A 23099-nucleotide genomic window follows, 5' to 3' on the forward strand; every position below is an offset into this window, starting at 1 on the left:
ACGTCCATGCGCGAACCCCGTCGAAGAGGTGTGATTCTTCTTGTCCGCCAGCGAACTGACCACCGTGCACGATGCCCTCCGGTACTGGCGGGACCGGCTCACCCCGGCCGCGTCGGAGATCGTGCTGCCGTCGGACGTACCGGACGGGGACCTGGCCGGCTCCGGCCCGCGCACCGGCACCGAAACCCGTACGGTGCACCGGGTGCTCCCGTCCGCGCTGGCGGCCCGGCTCACGGAGCACGCCCGGCGGGCCGACGCGGGCGCCGACGACGTGCTGCTCGCCGGGCTGGCGGCCGTGCTGCTGCGCTACGGCGCCGGCCCGGACCTGCTGCTGAACGTGGCGGACCGGCCACTGCGGCTGGACCTGGACGGCGGGGCCGGACTGGGTGCCCTGGTCGAGCGGGTCGTCGCCGCCCGCGCCGAGGCGGCGGCGTACGCGCTGCCGCTGGCCGAGATCGCCGCTCACCTCGGCGCCCGGCCGACCCGCCGGGGCGCGCCGCTGACCAACGTCGGCTACGCCGGCACCCCCGACCCGCGCCTCGACCTCTGGCTCGGGCTCGCCGAGACCACGGGCGGGTACGCGCTGGAGCTGCGACCCGCCGACGGGGTGCTGGCCGGGGCCGCCGCCGACCGGCTCGCCGACCACCTGCTGCGACTGCTCGACGACGGGCTCCGCCGACCGGACCAGCCGATCGGCCGGCTCGAACTGCTCACCGACGACGAGCGTCACCTGATCCTGCACGGCTGGAACGACACCGCGACGGCGGTGCCACCGGCGACGCTGCCGCACCTGTTCCAGGAGTGGGTCCGCCGTACGCCGGACGCCGTCGCGCTGGTCCTCGACCGGGTCGAGCTGACCTACCGAAAGCTCAACGAGCGGGCCAACCGGCTCGCCCACCGGCTCGTCGCGGCCGGTGTCGGCCCGGAGCGGCTGGTCGCGCTCGCGCTGCCCCGCTCGGTCGACCTGATCGTGGCGGAACTGGCCGTGCTCAAGGCCGGCGGCGCGTACCTGCCACTGGACGTGGACTACCCGGCCGAGCGGATCGCGTACATGCTCGCCGACGCGGCACCGGTCTGCCTGCTGACCACCACCGATCTCGCCGCCGACGTACCGGCCCGGGAGGGCACCGCCCGGCTGCTGCTCGACGACCCCGAGCTGGCCCGGGAGATCGCCGCCGGCCGGGCCGACGACCCGACCGACGCCGACCGGACCGCACCGCTCGGCGTGCTCAACACCGCGTACGTCATCTACACCTCCGGCTCCACCGGGCAGCCCAAGGGCGTCGTGCTCTCGCACACCGGGGTGGCCAAACTGCTCGCCACCCAGACCGAGCGCTTCGGTGTCGGACCGCACAGCCGGGTCCTCCAGTTCGCCTCGCCGAGCTTCGACGTCGCGTTCTGGGACCTCTGCCTCGCCCTGCTCTCCGGCGGCCGGCTGGTGGTGGTACCCACCGAGCGACGGCTACCCACCGCCGACCTGGCCGAGTACGCCCATCGCCACGGCGCCACCTTCATGATCCTGCCGCCGGCCCTGCTCGCCGCCCTGCCGCCGGAGGTCGAGCTGCCGCAGGGGGCGACCCTGCTCGCCGGCACCGAACGGGTCAGCCCCGAACTCGTCGCCCGCTACGCCACCCGGCAGCGGATGTTCAACGCGTACGGGCCGACCGAGGCGACCGTCAACTCCACCCTGGGCCGCTGCGACCCGGCCACCCGCACCGGATCATCGGTGCCGATCGGTCGCCCCGACCCGGGCACCCGGGCGTACGTGCTCGACGGTGCCCTACGGCCGGTCCCCGCCGGGGTGCTCGGTGAGCTCTACCTCGGTGGTCCGGGCCTGGCCCGGGGCTACCTCGGTCGCCCGGCGCTGACCGCGCAGCGGTTTGTCGCCGACCCGTTCGGTGCCCCCGGCGAGCGGCTCTACCGCACCGGTGACCTGGTCCGGTGGCGCTCCGACGGCCAGCTCGACTTTGTCGGCCGCGCCGACGACCAGGTGAAGGTCCGTGGGTACCGGATCGAACTCGGCGAGGTCGAGTCCGCCCTCGCCCGGGATCCCGACATCAGCCAGGTCGTCGCGACCGTACGCGAGGACCGGCCCGGCGAGCGCCGACTGGTCGCGTACGTCGTCCCGGCCACCGGCGGCCAACCCGGCGCCACCACCGGCGACCGTCAGGTCGCCCAGTGGAAGGACCTGCACGAACTGCTCTACTCCGCCGGCCGGGCCGAACCCGCCGCGCAGAACTTCACCGGCTGGAACAGCAGCTACGACGGGCAGCCGATCCCGCTGGCCCAGATGCGCGCCTGGCGCGACGCCACCGTCGCCCGGATCGCCGCCCTGCGGCCCCGGCGCATCCTGGAGATCGGCGTCGGCAGCGGCCTGCTGCTCTCCGGACTCGCGCCCGACTGCGACGAGTACTGGGGCACCGACCTCTCCGAGCAGGCGGTCGCCTCCCTGCGCCGGCAGGTGGACCAGGACCCCGAGCTGGGGGCGAAGGTCACCCTGCGGGCCCAGCCGGCACACCGCTTCGACAGCCTGCCCGGCGGGCGGTTCGACACCATCGTGATCAACTCGGTGGTGCAGTACTTCCCGGACGCCGACTACCTGACCGAGGTGCTGCGCCAGGCGGTGGAGCTGGTCGCCCCCGGCGGCCGGGTCTTCGTCGGCGACGTACGCAACCTGCGGTTGCTGCGCGCCCTGCGCGCCGCCATCCAGGTTGGCCGCAGCGGCGGCGGTGCCGAACCGGTCGACCTCGACGCCGCCCGGACGGCGGTGGAGCAGGACCTCGCCTGGGAGGGCGAACTGCTGCTCGACCCGGAGTTCTTCCCCGCCCTCGCCCGCGAACTGCCGCAGGTCGCCACCGCCGACCTCTGGCTCAAACGGGGCGAGGACCACAACGAACTGACCCGCTACCGGTACGACGTGGTGCTCCACCGCCGCCCGGCCGGCATTCCCGCCGTTTCGCCCGATGCCGGCGCCGCGGCGGCTTCGCCGGCTGCCGACGTTCCCGTGCGTCGGTGGCGTCACGATCTGCCAGGCGTCGAGGCGCTGGAGCACCTGCTCGCCGAGGCCCGTCCGCCGGTGTTCCGGGTGACCGGCGTGCCGAACGCACGCCTCACCGTCGACCTGGCCGCCGCACGGACGCTGACCGAGGAACCGACCGACGAGCCGACCGACGAGCCGACCGGCCCGGACACGGACCCGGTCGACCCGGAGAGCCTGTACCAACTCGGCGACCGGTACGGCTACACCGTTACCGCGACCTGGACCACGGACACCACCGACGGCAGCCTCGACGTGCTGTTCAGCACCGGCGACGCCGTACCCGGCCCGGTCTACCGACCCGGCTGGTCCGGCGCACCCCGACCCGAGCACGCCAACCGTCCGGTCCGCTTCCGCGACATCACCACCCTGCTGCGCCGGCTGCGCGAGCGGGCGCGGGCCTGGCTGCCCGACTACATGGTGCCGGCCGCGATCGTGGCGCTGCACCGGCTGCCCGTCACCGGCAGCGGCAAACTCGACCGGGCCGCGCTGCCGGTCCCGGACCGGGGCGCGCTGAGCACCGGCGTACGTCCGCGCAGCGCCCGCGAGGAACTGCTCTGCACGCTCTACGCCGAGGTGCTGGACCTGCCCACGGTCGGCATCGACGACGACTTCTTCGCCCTCGGCGGGGACAGCATCGTGGCCATCCAACTCGTCATCCGGGCCCGTCAGGCCGGTCTCGCGATCACCCTGCGGCAGGTCTTCGTCCGGCGTACGGTCGCCCAGCTCGCCCCGGTCGCGGTCCCCGCCGCCGCGCCGGTCGCCGACGACCTGCCGCCGCTGCTCGACCAGGATGCCACCGCCCAACTCGCGGCCGACCTGCCGGGGCTGGTCGAGGCGCTGCCGGTCACGCCGATGCAGGAGGGGTTCTACTTCCACGCCCTGGCCGACGGCACCGGCACCGACGCGTACCTGGTGCAGCTCGTCGTCGACCTCGACGGACCGCTCGACCCGGCCGTGCTGCGGGTCGCCGGGCAGCGGCTGCTGGACCGGCACGCCCCGCTGCGGGCCGGGTTCCGGCTCGGACCGGACGGGCGGCTGATCCAGGCCGTCGTCGCCGGGGTCGAACTGCCGTGGCGCACCGTCGACCTCACCGGGCTGGACGAACCGGCCCAACGGGCCCGGCTGCTCGCCGAGACCGACACCGAACGGGCCCGCCCGTTCGACCTCGGCCGACCGCCGCTGCTGCGGGCGCTGTTGCTGCGCCGCGACGACGTACGGCACTGGCTGGTGTTGCAGTTCCCGCACATCGTAGCCGACGGCTGGTCGGTGCCGGTCCTGCTCCGGGACCTGCTCGCCCTCTACGGTCCGGTCGACCGGGCACCCGGGCTGGCGCCGGTCACCCCGTACCGCCGGCACCTGGCCTGGCTCGCCCGCCAGGACCGCGACGGCGCGCGTGCCGCCTGGCGGCAGGTGCTCGCCGGGGTGGACGAGCCGACCCGGCTGGTGCCGGTCACCGGGCCGGACCGGCCGGCGCGCCCGGCGGAGCTGCGGGTCACACTGCCCGAACCGCTCGCCGCCGGCCTCACCGCCCGCGCCCGCGAGTACGGCATCACCCTCGGCGCCGTGCTCCAGGGCACCTGGGGCCTGCTGCTGGGACAGCTCACCGGAGCCCGCGACGTGCTCTTCGGCACCACCGTGAGCGGCCGGGGCGCCGACCTGGACGGCATCGGCGACCTGGTCGGCCTGCTGATCAACACTCTCCCGGTCCGGGTCCGCTGGCGACCCGAGCAGCCACTGTCCGACGTGCTCTCCCGGCTGCACGCCGAGCAGTCGGACCTGCTCGACCACCAGCACCTCGGGCTCGCCGAACTGCACCGGATCACCGGGCTGGACGAACTCTTCGACACCCTCGTGGTGCTGGAAAACTACCCGGACCAGGCCGACCTGCGTGACCCGAGCGGCAGCGTCACGGTCGCGGGGCTCGACTACCGCGACGCGGGGCACTACCCGCTCGCGCTGATCGTGGTACCCGGCGACCGGCTCGAGCTGCGGTTCAAGTACGACGCCGTACGGGTGGACGCGGACCGGGTGGAGCGGATCGGCGCCTGGCTCACCCGACTCCTGCACCAGGTGGTGGACGATCCGAACCGGCCCGCCGGGCGAGTCGACCTGCTGACCGACGACGAACGACGGGACATCCTGGCCCGCCTGACCGGCCCGGCCACGTACGTCGCCGCTTCCCCGGCCCCGGCTCCGCTGCTCCGTGGTTCCCTGGCCCCGGCTCCGCTGCTCGCCGCTTCCCCGGCTCCGGCTCCGCTGTTCCGTGGTTCCCTGGCTCCGGCTCCGGTCACGTTGGTCGCCGCGATCGAGGCGCAGGTCGCGCGGACGCCGGACGCGCCGGCTCTGGTCGCCGACGATCACACGCTCAGCTACCGAGACCTGGACTCCCGCGCGGCGGCACTCGCCGACCGGCTGCGGGCCGGGGGCACCGGCCCCGAACACGTCGTCGCCGTCGCCGTGCCCCGCTCGGCGGAACTGGTGGTGGCGCTGCTCGGCGTACTCAAGGCTGGTGCGGCGTACCTGCCGCTGGACGTCGACCACCCGACCGAGCGGTTGGCGTACCTGCTCGCCGACTCCGGCGTACGCACCGTCGTCACCACCACGTCCGCCGCCGTCCGCCTACCGGCCTCCGCCGATCTCGACCGCCTCCTGCTCGACGCCCCCGCCGAAGCGTTAGGAAGGGCCCCCTCTACAACGGAAAGCGATAACAAGGGGCCCTTCCTTACCCCGCAGCGGGGGGCGTATCTGCTGTATACGTCGGGGTCTACGGGGCGGCCCAAGGGGGTGCTCGTACCGCATGGGGCGGTTGTCAGTCAGCTTGGGTGGGTGCAGGGGCGGTTCGGGTTGGGCTCGGACGACCGGGTGTTGCACCACCTGTCGGCGAGTTTCGACCCGGCGGCGCTGGAGATCTTCTGGCCGCTGACCGCTGGCGCGGCGGTGGTGCTGACCCCGCCCGAGGCGACCGGTGACCCGGCGCGACTGGCGGCGGCGGTCGACCGGCACCGGGTGACCACGCTGGTGGTCGTCTCGTCGATGCTCGGCGCGTTCGCCGACGCGGTCGAGGTGGCCGGTGCCGCGACGCTGGGCAGCCTGCGCCGGGTGCTGGCCGGCGGCGACGTGCTGACCCGGTCGGTGGCCGCGCGCTGGCAGGCGGTGACCAACGTGCCGCTGCACAACGTGTACGGGCCGACCGAGGCCACCATCCAGGTCACCTGCGCGCAGGCGACGCCGTCGCCGGTCGACTCGGCGACCGGTGCGACCGTGCCGATCGGACAGGCGGTCGCGGGCACCCGGCTCTACGTCCTCGACGACGGGCTGCGGCCGGTGCCGTACGGGGTGGCCGGCGAACTCTACGTCGCCGGGGTACAACTCGCCCGGGGCTACCACGGGCGGGCCGGGCTGACCGCGCACCGGTTCGTGGCGGACCCGTACGGCCCGGCGGGGGAGCGGATGTACCGGACCGGTGACCTGGTCCGGTCCGCCGCCGACGGCAACCTCGAATACCTCGGGCGGACCGACCGGCAGGTCAAGATCCGGGGGCACCGGGTGGAACTCGGCGAGGTCGAGGCACACCTGAGCGCCCGTACCGAACTGGCCGCCGCCGCGGTCGTCGCCCGTACCGGCAGCAGCGGAGGGGCGCGGCTGGTCGCGTACGTGGTCGCCCGGCCCGGCGTACGGGTCGAGCCGGAGACGCTGCTCGCCGCGCTGGCCGAGACCGTGCCGGCCGCACTCGTGCCGGCCGCGATCGTGGTGCTGGACGAACTGCCGCGTACGGCGAGCGGCAAGCTCGACCTCGCCGCGCTGCCCGAGGTCCGGGTGAGCCGGACACCGACCAGGGCCCCACGTACCGATCGGGAACGGCTGTTCTGCGAGGTCTTCGCGTCGGTGCTCGGGCTGCCCGAGGTCGGGCCGGACGACGACTTCTTTGTCCTCGGCGGGGACAGCATCCAGTCGATCGGGGTCGCCAACCAGGCGCACGCCGCCGACGTCGCGATCAGCCCCCGGGACGTGTTCGTCCACCGGACCCCGGCCGCGTTGGCCGAACTCGCCGCTCCGGAGCCGGCCCCGACCACACCGACCCAGCCGGCACCAGGGCGGGCGGTGCCCGAGCAGGTGGCAGGCGAGCGGGCAACACCCGAGCAGGCAACACGCGACTCGGAGCGGTACGGCGATCTGCCGCCGACGCCGGCCGTACACCGGCTGCGGGAGAGCGGCCTGCCGGTCGGCCCGGCGGGTAGCGGGGTGCTCACCCGTACGCCGGCCGGGCTGACCCTGACCCACCTGCGCGCGGCGCTGGCCGCGCTGCTGCACCGGCACGACGGCCTGCGCCAGCGGTTGACCCGGATCGGTGCGCTGCTCTGGACCTCGCAGGTCACCCCGGCCGAACCCACCACCGTCGACCGGCTACCCCGGATCGTCGACGGACCGTTCCCGGAGGATCGGGCCGACGTCGGCGGCGAGCTGCGCGACGCGCTCGACCGGCTCGACCCGGAGGCCGGCGCGGTGTTCGAGGCCGTCTGGTACGACGCCGGTCCCGACCGGCCGGGCCGGTTGCTGCTGGTGGCGCACCGGTTGGCCGTCGACGAGGCGTCCTGGCCGACCCTCCTGGCCGACCTGGGCGAACTGTGCCGGGCGGCGCTGGCCGGCCGCGCCCCGGTTGCCGAGCCGGCGCGGGACCCGGTCCACCTGCGCGACCACGTCCGTGACCTCGGCGAGCAGGCGCAGCGCGCGGAACGTCTCGCCGAGCTGACCCACTGGGCGGCGATCCTTTCGCCCGGCGCCGACGCTCTCGCCCGGCCGCTGCCGGTCGGTGCCGACTCGGCCGCCCGGTCCACCATGGAACTGCCGATCGCCCGCATCTGGAGCGACGGCGACCCGACCGACCTGCTGGTCGCGGCGCTGCGGGTGGCGGCGACCCGGTGGTCGGGCCCCGAGGACGACGCGGACCTGCTGGTCGACGTGCTGACCACCGGACGCCAGCCGCTCGGCGCCGACGCCCCCCGTACGGTGGGACCGCTGCACCGGGTGACCCCGGTGCGCCTGCCCGCCGTGACCGATCCCGCCGACGCCCTGCCCGAGGTGGTACGTCACCGCCGCGCGGCACCGGACCACGGCTCCGGTCACGACCTGCTGCGTTACCTCAACCCGCAGGCCGGTCCGGTCCTCGCCCAACTGGCCCGGCCGGCGGTGCTGGTCGACTACGCGGGACCGCTGGCGGGCGGCGAGTGGCTGGGCACCGGCACCGCCCAGCCGCACCCGCTGCAACTTGTCGTCCGCGACGGCGACACCCCGACGGTGACCTGGTCCTGGTCCACCGTGGTCTGGACCGAGCCGGAGGTACGCCAGCTCGCCGACCACTGGTTCGCGGCCCTGGCCGAGCTGACCGGCAGCACCGACGACGACCACGCCACGGCCGAAGGTCCCGGTGTGCCCGGGAAGTTCGCCGTGCTCGAACCGGCCGGACCGGAACTCGAACCGGCCGAACTGGAACTGGTACGGGCCCGCAGCCCGTGGCCGGTGGCCGAGGTGTGGCCGCTGTCGCCGTTGCAGGAGGGCCTGTTCTTCCACGCCAGCTACGACCAGGGCGAGTTGGACGTGTACACCGCCCAGGTGGCGTTCGAGACGGCGGAGCGGATCGACGCGGACCGGCTGCGGAGCGCGCTCGCCAGCCTGCTCGCCCGTAACCCGGGCCTGCGGGCCGGGTTCACCGGCGACGGTCTCCCCACGCCGGTGCAGTTCATCACCACCGCCCCGGCACCACCGCTGAGCGTGGTCGACCTCGGCGACATCGTCGAGACCGAGCGGGCGGCCCGGATCGACGCGCTGCTCGCCGACGACCGGACCCGCCGGTTCGACCTGGCCCGGCCGCCGCTGTTCCGGCTGCTGCTGATCCGCCTCGGCGACGGCACCGACCGCCTGGTCATCACCCACCACGTGCTGCTCTGGGACGGCTGGTCGGCCCGGATCGTACTGGACCAGCTCCTCGCCCTGTACGCCGCCGACGGCGACGACCGTGACCTGGCCCCGGCCGGCTCCTACCGGGACTACCTGACCTGGCTCGGCGCGCAGGACCGGGAGGCGGCGCTGGCCGCGTGGCGGGACGAGTTCGCCGACCTCGCCGAACCCACCCTGGTCGCCCCGGCGGACCGGGCCCGACAGCCGGTGCTGCCGAGCCGCCGCCGCGCGACCCTGCCCGAGGCGGTCACCGACCGGCTCCGGGTGGCCGCGCGGGAGAGCGGCGTCACCTTCAACACCCTGCTCAACGCCGCCTGGGCGCTGGTGCTCTCCACCTCGGTCGGCCGGTCCGACGTGGTGTTCGGCGCCACCGTCGCCGGTCGCCCGGCCGAGATCCCGCACGTCGGCAACGCGGTCGGGCTCTTCCTCAACACCGTGCCGGTCCGGGTCGCGCTCGATCCGACCGAGCGGATCGGCGACCTGCTGCGGCGGATGCAGACGACCCGGACCGGGCTGATGCCGCACGAGTACCTCGGCCTCGGCGAGGTCCAGCGGGCCAGTGGGCACGGCCAGCTCTTCGACACCCTCTTCGCGCTGCAACAGGTCGGCGGCGAGGACGAGGCCGCCGACCTGCGGGAGCGTCACGGGCTGACCGAGGTGGGCAGCGTCGACGCCACCCACTACCCGCTGACCCTGGTGGTCGCGCCGGGCGCGACGCTGCGCGCGACCCTGGCCTACCGGGACGACGCGGTCGCTTCGAGTACCGCCGCGAGCCTGCTGGCCCGCTTCACCACCGTGCTCGAACGGCTGGCCGGCGACCCGACCCGCCCGGTCGGCCGGCTGGACCCGCTCCCGGCCCCGGAGCGCGCGGCGCTCGCGGCCCAGGCCCACGCCACCGCCCGCCCGCTGCCCGGCGAGACGGTCGCGGACCTGCTCGGCGCCCAGGCTCGGCGTACGCCGGACGAGACCGCCCTGGTCTTCGGCGCCTCGTCGTGGACGTACGCGGAACTCGACGCTCGGGTGAACCGGCTGGCCCGGCTGCTGCTGTCCCGGGGAGCCGGGCCGGAACGGGTGGTCGCGCTGGCCCTGCCCCGCTCGGCGGAGATGGTGGCCGCGCTCTTCGCGGTGCTGCGTACGGGTGCGGCGTACCTGCCGTTGGAACTGGACCACCCGGTCGAGCGGCTGGCGCACATGGTGGCCGACGCGGCACCGGTCTGCGTGCTCACCACCACCGCCGTGGCGACCCGACTGGCACTGCCCGGCACGCTCGCGGTCGACGTTCCGGCGGTCGTCCTCCCGGTCGACGTTCCGGCGGTCGTCCTCCCGGTCGACGTTCCGGCGGTCGTCCTCCCGGTCGACGATCCGGCGGTCGCCGCCGAACTCGACGCGTTGGCCCCGACCGAGATCACCGACGGCGAGCACCCGGCGTTCGCCCGTACCCGGGCCGACCGGCTCGAACACCCGGCGTACGTCATCTACACCTCCGGGTCGACCGGACGGCCCAAGGGCGTGGTGACCCCGTACCGGGGGCTGACCAACATGCAGCTCAACCACCAGGAGGCGATTTTCGGGCCGACGGTGGCGGCGGCCGGCGGGCGGCGACTGCGGATCGCGCACACCGTCTCGTTCGCCTTCGACATGTCCTGGGAGGAACTGCTCTGGCTGGTCGAGGGGCATGAGGTGCACGTCTGCGACGAGGACCTGCGCCGCGACGCCGAGGCGCTGGTGGCGTACTGCGACCGGCACCGGATCGACGTGGTCAACGTGACCCCCACGTACGCCGACCACCTGATCGCCGAGGGGCTGCTGCACCAGGACCCGGCGACCGGGCGGCACCGGCCGGTGCTCGTGCTGCTCGGCGGTGAGGCTGTCTCCGACCAGGTGTGGGGCCGGCTGCGCGACACCGACGGCACGCTCGGCTACAACCTGTACGGGCCGACCGAGTACACCATCAACACCCTCGGCGGTGGCACCGAGGACAGTGCCACCCCGACGGTCGGGCGGGAGATCTGGAACACCCGGGCGTACCTGCTCGACCCGTGGTTGCGGCCGGTGCCCGACGGCCGTCCCGGTGAGCTGTACATCGGCGGCGCCGGTCTGGCCCGGGGCTACCTGGGCGCACCGGGCCTGACCGCGTCCCGGTTCGTCGCCGACCCGTTCGGTGGTCCCGGGCAGCGCCTCTACCGCACCGGGGACCTGGTCCGGCGCCGCCCGGACGGCAACCTCGACTTCCTCGGCCGGACCGACGACCAGGTCAAGATCCGGGGTTACCGGGTGGAACTGGGCGAGATCGAGTCGGTCCTGGTCGAGCACCCGGACGTGGCCCGCGCCGCCGTCATCACCAAGGAGGGCGCGAACGGCGCCGGCAAGCGGCTGGTCGGCTACCTGGTCCCGGCGACCGGTGTCGACGCCGGCAACGAGCGCGACCACCTGGCCGAGTGGCAGCAGATCTACCACGACGAGTACGCCGCCATCGGCACCGCCGTCGCCGAGGAGGACTTCGCCGGCTGGGACAGCAGCTACGACGGGCAGCCGATCCCGCTCGACGACATGCGCGAGTGGCGGGAGGCGACCGTCGCCCGGATCCGGGAGCTGCGCCCCCGGCGGGTGCTGGAGATCGGCGTCGGCACCGGACTGCTGCTGTCCCGGCTCGCGCCGGACTGTGAGGCATACTGGGGCACCGACTTCGCCGGCCCGGTGATCGAGAAACTGCGGGCCGACACCGCGACGATGCCGGAGCTGGCCGGTCGGGTCGAGCTGCGGCACCAGCCGGCCGACACGCTCGACGGGCTGCCCCGGGACTACTTCGACACCATCGTGATCAACTCGGTGGTGCAGTACTTCCCGAGCGTCGAGTACCTGGTCGAGGTGCTCGCCGGTGCGGTGGACCTGCTGGTCCCGGGCGGCTCGCTCTTTGTCGGCGACGTACGCAACCTGCGCCTGGCCCGGACGTTCCACGCCGCCGTACAGGCGAGCCGGTCCGGGGCCGGCACCGACCTCGACCGGCTCCGCCGCGCGGTCGAGCGCAGCCTGCTGCTGGAGAAGGAACTACTGCTCGACCCGGACCTGTTCGTCGCCCTGCCGGCGGCCTGGGAACGGACCACCCCGGTCGCGGTCGACGTACGGACCAAGCGCGGGCACCGGCACAACGAACTGAGCCGCCACCGGTACGACGTCGTCCTGCGCCGACTCGGCTCGACACCCGCCCGGCAAAGCTCGACACCCGCCCAGCGGACACTGTCGCTCGGCGACGCGCCCACCGTCCGCTGGGGCGGGTCCGGTGCCGTCGCGGACCTGGGTGACCTGGCGGCGTACCTGGAGCGGCAACGCCCGGACCGGTTGCGGGTGGAGCGCGTACCGAACGCCCGGCTAGCCGCCGAACTCGCCGTGCTGCACGACCTGGAGCCGGACCGGGCCGAGGCCGCCCGGTCCGAGGCCGCCACCGGGCCCGGCGTGGAGCCGGAAGCCCTGCACGAACTCGGTGAACGGCTCGGCTACCGGGTCCTCAGCACCTGGTCACCGGTCTCCGACGGCAGCCTGGACGCGGTCTTCGTCCGTCCGGAACTGCTCGACGACCGGCTCCCGGTCGACCTCTGCCGGCCGCTGCGGGTCGCCGCGACACCGGACGAGTGCGCGAACCGGCCGGCGGTCGCCCGGGGCGTCGCCGCCCTCACCACCCGCCTGCGCGAACACCTCAAGTCACGGCTGCCCGACTACATGGTGCCGGCCGCGCTGGTCACCCTCGCCGCGCTGCCGCTGACCGTCAACGGCAAACTCGACGTACGGGCGCTGCCGGACGCCGAACCGGCCGCCACCGTCACCGGCGACCAGGCCCCGGCCACCGAGCGGGAGAAGGCGCTCTGCCAGCTCTTCGCCGACGTACTCGGGCTGCCCGCGGTCGGCGTCCGGGACAGCTTCTTCGACCTCGGTGGACACTCGCTGCTCGCCACCCGGCTGATCGGCCGCGCCCGCAGTGTGATCGGCGCGGAACTCTCCATCCGGGACCTGTTCGAGGCACCCACCGTGGCCGAACTGGCCACCCGGATCGCACCCGAGTCCGGGGCACCCGTACGGCCGGCGCTGCTCCCCGCCGACCGGCCCGACCCGCTCCCCGCCGCGTACGCCCAGCAGCGGCTCTGGGTCATCCAGCAGCTCGAACCGGAGTCACCGGCGTACAACTTCCCGCTGGTGGCCCGGTTGCGCGGGGCACTCGACGAGACGGCGTTCACCGCCGCGATCCGCGACGTTCTGCTCCGCCACGAGGCGCTGCGTACCCTGATCGTCGAGCACGACGGGCTGCCGACGCAGCGGGTCGTGCCGCCGGCCGAGGCCCACCCGGTGGTGCGGGTTGTCGCCGTCGACCGGGCCGACCTCGCCGACGTGGTCCGGGCCGCCGCGACCCGCCCGTTCGACCTCGCCACCGAACTGCCGCTGCGGGTCACCATCGCCCGGCTCACCCCGGACGAACACGTGGTGATCTTCCTGCTGCACCACATCACCACCGACGAGTGGTCCGACGGGCCGTTCCTGCGCGACCTCGGGACCGCGTACGCGGCCCGGCGCGTCGGCGCCGCCCCGGACTGGTCCCCGCTCCCGGTCCAGTACGCCGACTACACGCTCTGGCAGCGTGACCTGCTCGGCGACCCGGAAGACCGGGACAGCCTCGCCGCCCGGCAACTCGCCTTCTGGCGGGAGACGCTGCGCGACGCGCCGCAGCGGCTGGAACTGCCGACCGACCGGGTGCCCCGCCCCGGGCAGGGGGTCCGGGCCGGCGGCGAGACCACGCTCGCGCTCGACCCGGTGGCCGTACGCGCCCTGCGCCAACTCGCCCAGGCCACCGGCGCCAGTATGTTCATGGTCGGGCAGGCGGCGGTGGCGGCACTGCTGCACCGGCTCGGCGCCGGCACCGACATCCCGCTCGGCGCCCCGATCGCCGGCCGCACCGACGAGGCACTCGACCACCTGATCGGGTTCTTCGTCAACACGCTGGTGCTGCGTACCGACGTCAGCGGCGACCCGAGCTTCACCGAACTGCTCGGCCGGGTACGCACCGCCGACCTGGCCGCGTTCTCGCACCAGGACGTGCCGTTCGAGGCCGTGGTCCGGGCCCTCAACCCGGACCGCTCGGTCACCGACAACCCGCTGTTCCAGGTGATGGTGGTCTACCGCAACCGCAGCGGTGACCGGCTGGAACTCGGCGGCCTGGAGGCCACCCCGGAGCCGTACGCGGCCGGTGCCGCCCGGTTCGACCTGGTGTTCGGCTTCGCCGAGCAGTCCGACGAGGACTCGATCGAGGTCCTGCTCGAATACCGGGCCGACCTGTTCGACGCCGGCACGGTAGCCGCGATCGGCCGGCGACTGAGTCGGCTGGTCGAGGCGGTCGCCGCCGACCCCGACGCCCCGGTCAGCCGGGTCGACCTGCTCGACGAGACCGAGCGGCAGCGGGTCCTGCACCACCTCAACGACGCCGACCGGCCGGTCGACGAGGGGACCGTGCCCGAGCTGTTCGGCGCCCGGGTGGCGGAGCGCCCGGACGCGGTCGCGGTGGTCGACACCGACGGCGAGTGGACGTACGCCCAACTCGACGCCCGCTCCAACCGGATCGCCCGGCTGCTCGCCGGGCACGAGGTCCGGGTCGGTGACGTGGTCGGCCTCGCCGTACCCCGGTCCCGGGAGATGGTGGCGGCGGTGCTCGGCGTGCTCAAGCTCGGTGCCGCGTACCTGCCGCTGGAGCTGACCCTGCCGGCGGACCGGCTCGACTACCTGCTCACCGACAGCGGCACCCGGTTGGTGCTGCTCACCGGGGCGGCGGCGGACCGGCTGCCGGAGCGTGCCGACGTACGCCGGCTGATCCTGGACGAGCCCGGGACGGCCGCCGAACTGGCCGGGCTGCCCGACGGCCCGCTCGACCCGGCGTCGACCCGGATACCGGTCGGGCTCGACCACGCCGCGTACGTCATCTACACCTCCGGCTCGACCGGTCGCCCGAAGGGCGTCGTGGTCAGCCACGAGGGCATCGGCAGCCTGATCGCCACCGCCGTGGACCGGATGGGCGTCACCCCGACCAGCCGGGTGTCGCAGTTCGCCTCGGTCGGCTTCGACGTGGCCGTGTTCGACCTGGTCATGTCGTTGTGCGTGGGTGGGCGACTGGTGCTGGTCCCGGACGAGGCCCGGGTCGCCGACCACCCGCTCACCGACTTCCTGCGGGTGCACGGCGTGACCCACATGATCCTGCCGCCGTCGCTGCTCTCGGCGCTGCCGGCGGACTGCGAACTGCCGGACGGCGGCACCATCCTGGTCGGCACCGAGACGGTGCCGCCGGACCTGATCCGCCGGCTGGCCCGCCGCCAGCGGGTCTTCGGCGCGTACGGGCTGACCGAGGCGACGGTCAACTCCACCCTCTGGGCGGCGCAGCCGGACTGGGACGCGGCCGTACCGATCGGCCGCCCCGACCCGAACACCCGGGTCTACGTGCTCGACGCCGCCCTGCGACCGGTCCCGCCCGGCGTGGTCGGCGAGTTGTACGTCGCCGGCCGGGGCCTGGCCCGTGGTTACCTCGGCCGACCGGGGTTGACCGCCGAGCGCTTTGTCGCCGACCCGTTCGGTCGGCCCGGCGCCCGGATGTACCGCACCGGTGACCGGGCCCGCTGGCGGGCCGACGGCAACCTCGACTTCCTCGGTCGGGTCGACGACCAGGTCAAGATCCGTGGCTTCCGGATCGAGCTGGGGGAGATCGAGGCTGCGCTGGCCGGACACCCGGCGGTGGCCCAGGCCGCCGTCGTCGCCGACCGCACCGGCACCGTGGTCCGGCTCGCCGGGTACGTGGTACCCGAAACCGGCGGCGTACCCGAAACCGGTGACCCGGCCGCACTCGACCCGGCGGCGCTGCGGGAACACGTGTCCGGGCTGCTGCCCGAGTACATGGTGCCGGCCGCGCTGGTGGTGCTCGCCGGCCCGCTACCGCTGACCGCGAACGGCAAACTCGACCGTCGGGCCCTGCCCGCGCCCGACTTCGGCGCGGCGACCGGCGGTCGGGCCCCCGCCACCGCCCGGGAGGAGGTGTTCTGCCGGCTCGTCGCCGAGTTGCTGCACCTGCCCCGGGTCGGCGCCGACGACGACTTCTTCGCCCTCGGCGGGGACAGCATCGTCGCCATCCAACTCGTCAGCCGGGCCCGCCGTGAGGGTCTGGCGCTCCGGCCGGCGGCGGTGTTCCAGGCCCGTACGCCCGCCGGGCTGGCCCGTGAGGCGACCGAGCTGACCACGACGGCCGCCCCGAACGGCAGCGCCCCGGACGGCAGCGGCCTGCTGGCGTTGGACCCGGCCGAGCGGGCCGAGGTCGGCACCTTCGACCCGGCTCCGGCCGAACTGCTGCCGCTGACCCCGCTCCAGGCCGGGCTGCTCTTCCACGCCTCGCTCGACGCCGACGGGCCGGACGTCTACACCGTGCAGACCTGGTTCGAGCTGACCGGACCGGTCGACCCGGCCCGGTTGCGCCGGGCCGGGCAGGCACTGCTCGACCGGCACCCGAACCTGCGCGCCGGGTTCCGCTACCTCGGCTCCGGCCGACCGGTGGCGCTGGTGCCGGCGTACGCCCCGGTGCCCTGGGCGGAAGAGGACCTGTCCGGTCTTGGCGAGGGGGAGACCGCCGACGCCTGGCGGGCGCTGCTCGACCAGCAGGCCACCCGGTTCGACCCGGCCCGCCCGCCGCTGCTGCGGCTGCTGCTGGTCCGGTACGGCACCGGTTGGCACCGGCTCCTCCTCACCCACCAGCACCTGCTGCTCGACGGCTGGTCCGGGCCACCCCTGGTCGGCGAACTCGCCGCCCTGTACGCCGCCGACGGCGACCCGTCCGCGCTCGCCCCGGCCGTACCGTTCCGCGACTACCTCGGCTGGCTCGCCCGGCAGGACCGGGACGCGGCCCGCTCGGCCTGGGCGGCGGAGCTGGCCGGACTGGACGAGCCGACGCTGCTCGCGCCGGCCGAGCCGACCCGGCTGCCGGTCGCGCCCCGGCTGCACGAGGTCGTGCTTCCGGCGACGGTGACGGCGGCGCTGACCGCGCTGGCCCGCTCCCGGGGCCTGACCCTCGGCGCCGTCGTGCGCGCCGCCTGGGGCATCGCGCTGGGCCGGCTGCGTGGCCGGGACGACGTGGTCTTCGGTGCCACCGTCTCCGGTCGCCCGGCCGACCTGCCCGGCATGGAGTCGATGCTCGGCCTGTTCATCACCACCGTGCCGGTACGGGTCCGCTGCGCCCCGGCCGAATCGCTCGGCGAGGTGCTGGACCGGGTCTGGCAGACCCAGTCCCGGCTGGTCGAGCACGAGCACCTGGGCCTGGCGGAGATCCAGCGGGCCGCCGGCCTCGGCGAACTCTTCGACAGCCTGGTGGTGTTCGAGAACTTCCCCTCGATCCCCGACCCGACCGCTTCCGAGCCGACCGCTTCCGAGCCGACCGACGGGGGCGAGGTCCCGGTCGAGACCGGGCTGCGGATCCGGCCGGCCGGCGGACGCGACGCCACCCACTATCCGCTGACCTGGGCGGTGGCCCCCGGCGACAGACTGTCCCTGGTGGCCGAGTACCGCCCCGACCTGTTCGACGCCGACACCGTACGCCGGTTCACCGACGCCTTCGTCCGGGTGCTGACCGCGCTGGCCCAGGACCCGGACCGACCCGTCGGCTCCGTCGACCTCCTGCCCGGCGCCGAACGGGAACGGATCCTCGCCACCGGCGTCGGCGACCCGCTGGACGTACCGGTCGGCACCATGCCGGCGCTGTTCGCCGCGCGGGTGGTCGAGTCGCCGGACGCGGTCGCGGTGGTCGGACCCGACACCGACCCGGGCGGCTGGTCGTACGCCGAACTCGCCGCCCGGGTGAACCGGCTGGCCCGGGTGCTCGTCGCCCGGGGCGCCGGACCGGAGCGGGTGGTCGCGCTGGCGCTGCCCCGAGGCGCACAGATGATCACCGCGATCCTCGCCACCCAGCAGGCCGGTGCCGCGTACCTTCCGGTCGACCCGGACCTGCCGACCGACCGGGTGGCGATGATGCTCGACGACGCCGACCCGGTGCTGCTGGTGACCACCACCGCACTCGCCCGGGACCTGCCGGCGACCGGTCGGGCCACGCTGCCGCTCGACACGGCCGACACCGCCGAGCTGCTCGCCGGGCAGGCCGCCCACCCGTTCGGCGACGCCGACCGGCTCATCCCGCTGCGACCCGACCACCCGGCGTACGTGATCTACACCTCCGGGTCGACCGGGCGGCCCAAGGGCGTCGTGGTCAGCCACCGGAGCCTGGTCAACCTCTTCCACAGCCACCGGGAGACGCTCTACCGCCCGGCGGTCGCGGCGACCGGCCGGCGACACCTGCGGGTCGGCCATGCCTGGTCGTTCTCCTTCGACGCCGCCTGGCAGCCCCAGCTCTGGCTCTTCGACGGGCACGCGCTGCACGTCGTCGACGACGAGACCCGGCGCGACCCGGCCCGGCTGGCCGCCGAGGTCGCACACGCCGCGCTCGACTTCGTCGAGGTCACCCCGGCGCACTTCGCCGCGATGGCCGACGCCGGCCTGATCCGGGACGGCCGCTGCGGGCTCGCCGTGGTCGGGGTCGGCGGCGAGGCGGTCCCACCGGCGCTCTGGACCAGGCTGCGGGAGCTGACCGGGACCGAGAGCTACAACCTGTACGGCCCGACCGAGTGCACCGTCGACGCGCTGGTCGGCCGGTTCCGGGACAGTGCCGTACCGGTGGTCGGCCGCCCGGTGCACAACACCCGGGCGTACGTCCTCGACCCCGCGCTGCGGCCGGTGGCGCCCGGGGTCACCGGGGAGCTCTACCTCGCCGGTGCCGGTCTGGCCCGGGGTTACCTGCGCCGACCCGGGCTCACCGCCGAGCGGTTCGTCGCCGACCCGTACGGTCCGCCCGGCGCGCGCATGTACCGCACCGGGGACCTGGCCCGCTGGACGGCGGACGGGCAACTCGACTACGCCGGGCGCGCCGACGACCAGGTGAAGATCCGGGGCTTCCGGATCGAACCGGGCGAGATCGAGGCGGCCCTGGTCCGCCACCCCGAGGTCGGCCGAGCCAGCGTGGTGGTACGCGACGACCGGGCGCGCGGCCGGCACCTGGTGGCGTACCTGGTCGGCACGACCGGGGCAACGCTCGACCCGGCGTCGCTGCGGGCACACCTGACCGGGCTGCTGCCGGAGTACATGACCCCGACCGCGTTTGTGGTCCTGCCCCGGCTGCCGGTGCTTTCCAACGGCAAGCTCGACCGGGCGGCCCTGCCCACGCCGGAGTACCCGGCGCCGGCCCAGGGCCGGGACCCACGTACGCCGACCGAACGGACCCTGCTCGGCGTCGCCGCGCGAGCGCTGGACCGACCGGGCATCGGGGTGGAGGACGACTTCTTCGCCGTCGGTGGGGACAGCGCCGGCTCGATCCAGTTGGTGGTGCTGGCCCGCCGCGCCGGCCTGGAGATCCGCCCCCGGGACGTGTTCCGGCTGCGTACCGTCGCCGCGTTGGCCGAGGTCGCGGTGCCGGTGCAGACCGTGGTCCCGCTGACCCCGGTGATGCGTTGGCTGCGGGAACTGACCGGTCCGATCGCCGGGTTCAACCAGTCGGTGGTGCTGCGGGTGCCGGCCGGGGCCGGGACGGATCGGCTGGCCGGGGCACTGCGTTCGGTGCTGGACCGGCACGACATGCTGCGGGCCCGGCTGGACCGGGGCGGGTCGGACGCCGACGGCTGGACACTGCGGGTCCCGGCGCCGGGCACGGTCGACGTACGGCCGCTGCTGCGCCGGGTGGACGTGTCGACCCTGGACGACGCGGGTCTGCGGGACGTGGTGGACGAGCAGGCGCGCCAGGCCCGGCAGCGGCTCGACCCCGATCGTGGCGTGATGGTCCAGGCGGTCTGGTTCGACGCCGGGCAGCGCCCGGGTCGGCTGCTGCTGATGCTGCACCACCTCGTTGTCGACGGCGTCTCCTGGCGGGTGCTGGTCCCGGAACTGGCCGCCGCCTGGGCGTCCGGCGAGCCGGGCGACGCCGACCCGGTGACCCCGGCGGGCACCACCTTCGCCCGTTGGGCGGAGGTGCTCCTCCGGCACGCGGTGGAGCCGTCCCGGGAGGCGGAGTTGCCATACTGGGCCGACGTGATGTCCGGAGCGACCCCGCTGTTCGACCCGGTGGACCCCGTTCGGGACACCGCCGCCACCGTCCGGGAGGTACGTGTGACGCTCGGCCCGGCCGAGGTGGCGCCACTGCTGACCCGGGTCCCGGCCGCGCTCGACGTCTCGGTCAACGAGCTGCTGATGACCGGGCTCGCCCTGGCCGTGGCGCGGTTCCGCCGAGCGTCCGCCGATCCCGGCGCAGACGTCGAGGTCACCCGGGAGGCCACCGGCGACGGCGTCTGGTTCTCGGTCGAGGGACACGGGCGGGAGGAGACGGTCGCCGGCCCGGACGGGCGGGTCGACGGGCTCGACCTCACCCGTACCGTCGGCTGGTTCACCAGCGTCTACCCGGTCCGTCTGGACCCCGGTCCGGTCCGGCTCGACCAGCCGGCCGGCGCGGTCGCGGACCTGGCCGAAGTCGTCACCCGGGTACGGGACCAACTTCGCGCGGTGCCGGACAACGGCATCGGCTACGGGCTCCTGCGTTACCTGAACCCCCGTACCGCACCGACGCTCGGGGCGCTCGGACTGCCCCAGATCCAGGTGAACTACCTGGGCCGGTTCGGGCTGCCGGAGGCCACCGACTGGGCCTTCGCGCCGGAGATGGCGGTCGCGGCGGCACAGAACGCGGATCCGGAGATGACCCAGACGTACGGTCTCGGCGTCACCGTGCACGTGGAGGACCGCGCCGACGGGCCGTACCTGGTCACCGGCTGGAGCTGGCCCGGCGCGGTGCTGACCGAGGCTGCCGTACGGCGCCTGGGCGATACGTTCACCGGGGCGCTGCGGGCACTCGTCGCGTCCGTCGAATCCAACCCGAGGAGAGATCGATGACCAACCCGTTCGAAGACCCGGATGGCACCTACCTGGTGCTGGTCAACGACGAGAACCAGCACAGCCTCTGGCCGTCGTTCGTGGACGTACCCGGGGGCTGGACGATCGCGCACGGCCCGGGGGCCCGGCAGGAGTGCCTGGACTACGTCGAGACCAACTGGACGGACCTGCGGCCGAAGTCTCTCGTCGAGGCGATGGACGCCGACCGGTAACGGCTCGTCACCGGGTCGCCCGCCGGAGCGGGTCGGGTGACCCGGTGCCGTGCGGGTGACCCGCTGTCGTGCGGGCCGATCAAGGGGAGTCCGGCCGTCGGTAGGATCATGACCACGCCCGGGACGTCCGGCGGCGCCGGCCGCGTCGGCGGCGAGTCAGGGGGTACACCATGCTGAAGGACTTCGCCGCCCTCTCCACCCCACTGCTGGCCGACGCCTGCGTACGCGAGAACGTGCCGCTGCGCGCCGCGCCGGCCGGTGTCCGCCCACTCGTCGACGGGCACCGGATCGCCGGACGGGTGTTGCCGGCCCGGCACTACGGCAGCGTCGACGTCTTCCTGGAGGCGTACGGCCGGGCCGAACCCGGTGACGTGCTGGTGGTCGACAACGGTGGGCGTACGGACGAGGCCTGCGTCGGTGACCTGGCAGTGCTGGAGGCCGAGGCCGCCGGCGTGACCGGACTGGCGATCTGGGGGCTGCACCGCGACACCCCGGAACTGGTCGAGATCGGGTTGCCGGTGTTCAGCTACGGCGCCTACCCGCCCGGCCCGCTGCGGGTCGACGAGCGGGAACCCGAGGCGCTCTCCACCGCCCGGTTCGGACCGCACCTGGTCAGCGTCGACGACATCGTCTTCGGCGACGCCGACGGTGTGCTGTTCGTCGCCGCCGATGACCTCGAGCGGGTGCTCGCGACGGCGGAGCGGATCCGGCGGACGGAACGTGAGCAGGCCGACCTGATCCGGGCCGGCCGTACGCTGCGGCAGCAGACTCAGTTCGACGAGTACCTGACCCGCCGCGCCGTCGACCCGACGTACACCTTCCGCCGGCACCTGCGCCGCGTCGGTGGCGCGATCGAGGAGTGACCGGCGTGATCCAGGAATGACCGGCGTGATCGAGGCGTGAGCGGCGCGGACGGCGGTGGGGAGGGCGGCCACCGCCGCCCTCCCCACCGGATCTGCTCGCCCGATCAGCTCGGGCTCAGGTACCCCTGGACCACCGTCAGCCGGTAGCCCGCGGCCCACAACTCCGCGTTCTTCGCCATCAGCTCGGCGAAGGCGGGAGCGGTGATGACCGGCCGCCCGTCGCTGCCCGGCTCCCAGATCACGTCGTAGCGCAACTGGCCCACGTGGTTGCGCCAGACGTTCAGGTACTTCATCCGGTAGCCGCTGGTCCAGTGGTTGCCGTTCGCCTGGATCATCTCGTCCCAGGTCGCACCGAACATCGTCGGTCGGGCGTCGGTGCCCGGCACCCAGATGCCGATGTAGCGGATCTCGGTGCCGAGAGCGTTCTGCCGCACCCCGCTCGCCTGGACCAGGCGGTAGCCCAGGGCCCGCATCCGGGCGTCCTCGGCCCGGAACGCGTCCACCGTCCAGTCCACCACGACCCGTCGCCCGTCGGTGCCGGGCTTCCAGACACCGTCGTAGCGGAAGCTGCCGTTGTGCAGGTAACGGTTGACCCGCCACAGCCGCAGCCCCTGACCCCAGTAGATCGCGTTCTGGTCGAAGAACTGCTGCTCCGACCAGCCGATCACGACCGGGCTGACCCCGCTGCCCGGTCGCCAGATCGCGTCGTAACGCGGCTCGCCGTTGTCCATCGTCGTCTGGGTCAGCGAGTCGATCCGGTAACCCTGGTTGAACAGTTCGCTGTTGCGTTGGAGCAGGTCGTGGGAGGTGTACGTGTGCACCGCCGGCCGGCCGTCGCTGCCCGGCTCCCAGATCGCGTTGTAACGCACCACCCCCGCGTTGGTCGAGGCCCGGTCCGCCGTCGGCTCCGCCGCCGCCGTGCCGGCACCCGCCACCAGCGACGCCAGCGTGACGAGTACGCCGAACAAGCTGGTCAGGGTGGTCGGACTCCTCCTGGTAGAGATCTTGGACATCGCTGGGTTCCCCCTCGTTGAACAT

4 protein-coding genes are annotated in these 23099 nt (G+C 74.3%); 3 read left to right on the forward strand and 1 reads right to left on the reverse strand.

Annotated elements, in window-relative coordinates; translation table 11 throughout:
- Positions 1-40: 40 nt before the first annotated feature.
- The 3 genes from ACI2K4_RS05095 to ACI2K4_RS05105 all read left to right on the forward strand — a co-directional run bounded on the left by ACI2K4_RS05095 (position 41) and on the right by ACI2K4_RS05105 (position 22061).
- Entirely contained in the window at positions 41-20986 is a 20946-nt protein-coding gene (locus ACI2K4_RS05095; protein WP_404508878.1) for an amino acid adenylation domain-containing protein, read from the forward strand.
- A complete protein-coding gene (locus ACI2K4_RS05100; protein WP_404508880.1) occupies positions 20983-21198 on the forward strand; it encodes an MbtH family protein in 216 nt (71 codons plus the stop codon). The genes ACI2K4_RS05095 and ACI2K4_RS05100 overlap by 4 nt, the downstream gene beginning before the upstream one ends.
- Before the next feature lie 170 nt (positions 21199-21368).
- Positions 21369-22061, forward strand: coding sequence for an RraA family protein (locus tag ACI2K4_RS05105; protein ID WP_404508882.1), 693 nt, complete (start codon positions 21369-21371; stop codon positions 22059-22061).
- A gap of 104 nt (positions 22062-22165) precedes the next feature.
- Here the strand turns inward: ACI2K4_RS05105 and ACI2K4_RS05110 are convergent, their stop codons facing one another.
- Positions 22166-23074, reverse strand: a complete 909-nt coding sequence (locus tag ACI2K4_RS05110) for a hypothetical protein (RefSeq protein WP_404508884.1) — start codon at positions 23072-23074, stop codon at positions 22166-22168.
- Positions 23075-23099 lie beyond the last annotated feature (25 nt).

The sequence above is a fragment of the Micromonospora sp. NPDC050397 genome (assembly GCF_044901685.1).
GTDB lineage: Bacteria > Actinomycetota > Actinomycetes > Mycobacteriales > Micromonosporaceae > Micromonospora_G.

Excerpts from the sequence above, each read along its gene's own strand:
- ACI2K4_RS05100 (WP_404508880.1), top strand. The coding sequence starts at position 20,983 with ATGACCAACCCGTTCGAAGACCCGGATGGCACCTACCTGGTGCTGGTC.
- ACI2K4_RS05105 (WP_404508882.1), top strand. The coding sequence starts at position 21,369 with ATGCTGAAGGACTTCGCCGCCCTCTCCACCCCACTGCTGGCCGACGCC.
- ACI2K4_RS05110 (WP_404508884.1), bottom strand. The coding sequence starts at position 23,074 with ATGTCCAAGATCTCTACCAGGAGGAGTCCGACCACCCTGACCAGCTTG.